Origin of the sequence: Dietzia sp. B44, assembly GCF_014145245.1 — a bacterium.
In the GTDB taxonomy this organism is placed as follows: domain Bacteria; phylum Actinomycetota; class Actinomycetes; order Mycobacteriales; family Mycobacteriaceae; genus Dietzia; species Dietzia natronolimnaea.
Genome location: NZ_JAALEF010000193.1, coordinates 1 through 2,250, shown reverse-complemented (window position 1 = coordinate 2,250; position 2,250 = coordinate 1). Strand labels below are relative to the sequence as shown.

Annotated in this window: 1 protein-coding gene; it reads left to right on the top strand. The window is 71.8% G+C overall.

Annotated elements, in window-relative coordinates; translation table 11 throughout:
• On the top strand, positions 1–2,250 hold a 2,250-nt coding region (locus G6017_RS07155; protein WP_182616684.1), incomplete at both ends, for an Rne/Rng family ribonuclease.

Genomic DNA, 2,250 nt, shown 5'->3' with positions numbered 1-2,250 from the left:
CCGCCAAGGCCGAGCGGGAGCGCCCGGCGCGCACGAGGTCCGCGGCGTCCGACAGCGCCCGGACCGACAGCGCCCGGACCGACAGAGCCCGGACCGACGCCGCTGACACCGGGCCCACGGATGACTCGCGGACCCGGGGGCGCTCCGACACCGCCGCCGACTCCACGGAGGCCACTGATTCCACGGAGGCCTCCGACGTCACCGACACCTCCGACGACCAGAACGACACCGGCGACGGCGGTGGGCGTCGCCGCCGGCGTGGCCGTCGTGGCCGCGGCCGTGGACGTGGCGAGAACATCGACGAGCAGAACAACGAGACCGACCGGGCCGACGGGGATCCGGAGGGGTCCGACGCCGCCGACGACCGGGACGACCGGGACGAGTCCGGCGGCGGGGGTTCCGGCGGAGACGACTCCCGTCCCGACACCGACTCGTCCGATCGCGCCGAGGGGCGGTCCGGGTCGGGGGACGACTCCTCGGATGACGACTCGGACGACTCCGACGGGTCACCGTCCGGCTCGCGTCGGCGTCGCCGTCGTCGTCGTCGTGGAGGGGGTTCGGGCAACGACGACACCCAGGCCTCCGGCGACGACTCCACCGACACGGACGCCCAGGAGCAGCGCGAACCGCGGCGTCGACCGGCGCGTGGGGGACAGGCCTCCGGTTCGGGCTCGTCGAACGACGAGGTCCAGGGCATCAGCGGTTCGACCCGGCTCGAGGCCAAGCGCCAGCGCCGCCGCGACGGACGCGATGCCGGGCGCCGCCGCCAGCCCATCCTCTCCGAGTCCGAGTTCCTCGCCCGTCGCGAGTCCGTCGACCGCGTGATGGTGGTCCGGGAGAAGAGGCGCGGCGACGGCAAGGGGATCATGACCCAGGTCGGCGTGCTGGAGGACAAGGTGCTGGTGGAGCACTTCGTCACCACCGAGTCCGCGCGCTCCATGGTGGGCAACGTCTACCTCGGCCGCGTCCAGAACGTGCTCCCGAGCATGGAGGCCGCGTTCGTCGACATCGGCCGCGGTCGCAACGGCGTCCTGTACGCCGGGGAGGTCAACTGGGAGGCCGCCGGACTCGGCGGTAAGGCCCGGCGGATCGAACAGGCGCTCAGGCCCGGCGACATGGTCCTGGTGCAGGTCACCAAGGACCCCATCGGCCAGAAGGGCGCCCGCCTGACCACGCAGATCTCGCTGGCCGGCCGGTTCCTGGTGTACGTGCCCGACGGCAACTCCACCGGCATCTCCCGCAAGCTCCCCGACACCGAGCGGCGTCGACTCAAGGCGATCCTCAAGGACGTCGTCCCCGAGGGCTCGGGCGTGATCATCCGGACCGCGGCAGAGGGGGTCAGCGAGGAGGAGATCGGCCGGGACGTCGAACGACTGGCCGCCCAGTGGACCGAGATCGCCGAGGCCTCCGCGAAGCGGACCTCCGCGGGTGCCGGCACACCGATCGCCCTGTACGAGGAGCCCGACCTGCTGGTCAAGGTGGTGCGCGACCTGTTCAACGAGGATTTCTCGTCGCTGGTGATCCAGGGCGACACCTCGTGGGACACCGTGCACGACTACGTCTCGAGGGTCGCACCGGAGATGACCGAGCGGCTCGAGCGGTACGACAACCCCGACGTCGACGTGTTCGCCACCCACCGCGTGGACGAGCAACTGGCCAAGGCGCTCGACCGCAAGGTGTGGCTGCCCTCCGGTGGCTCGCTCGTGATCGACCGCACCGAGGCCATGACGGTCATCGACGTCAACACCGGCAAGTACACCGGCTCGGGTGGCAACCTCGAGGAGACCGTCACCAAGAACAACCTCGAGGCGGCCGAGGAGATCGTCCGCCAGCTGCGCCTGCGCGACGTGGGCGGGATGGTGATCATCGACTTCATCGACATGGTGCTCGAGGCCAACCGCGACCTCGTGCTGCGGCGGCTCACCGAGGCACTGGGGCGCGACCGCACCCGTCACCAGGTCTCCGAGGTCACCTCGCTGGGGCTGGTCCAGCTCACCCGCAAGAAGCTGGGCACGGGTCTCGTCGAGGCGTTCTCCACGCCCTGCGAGCACTGCCAGGGCCGTGGCCTGATCGTGCACGCCGACCCCGTCCACACCGAGTCGCACAACGCCGACGAGCCCGGCTCCCGCCGCGGCCGCAAGCGCGGCGGCAAGGGATCGGACTCGGATCAGTCCGACTCCCAGGCCTCCTCGTCGTCCGCGCCCAGGCAGGCGCCCAGGAAGGACGGGCCCGCGCCGGCCGCGCACCCCG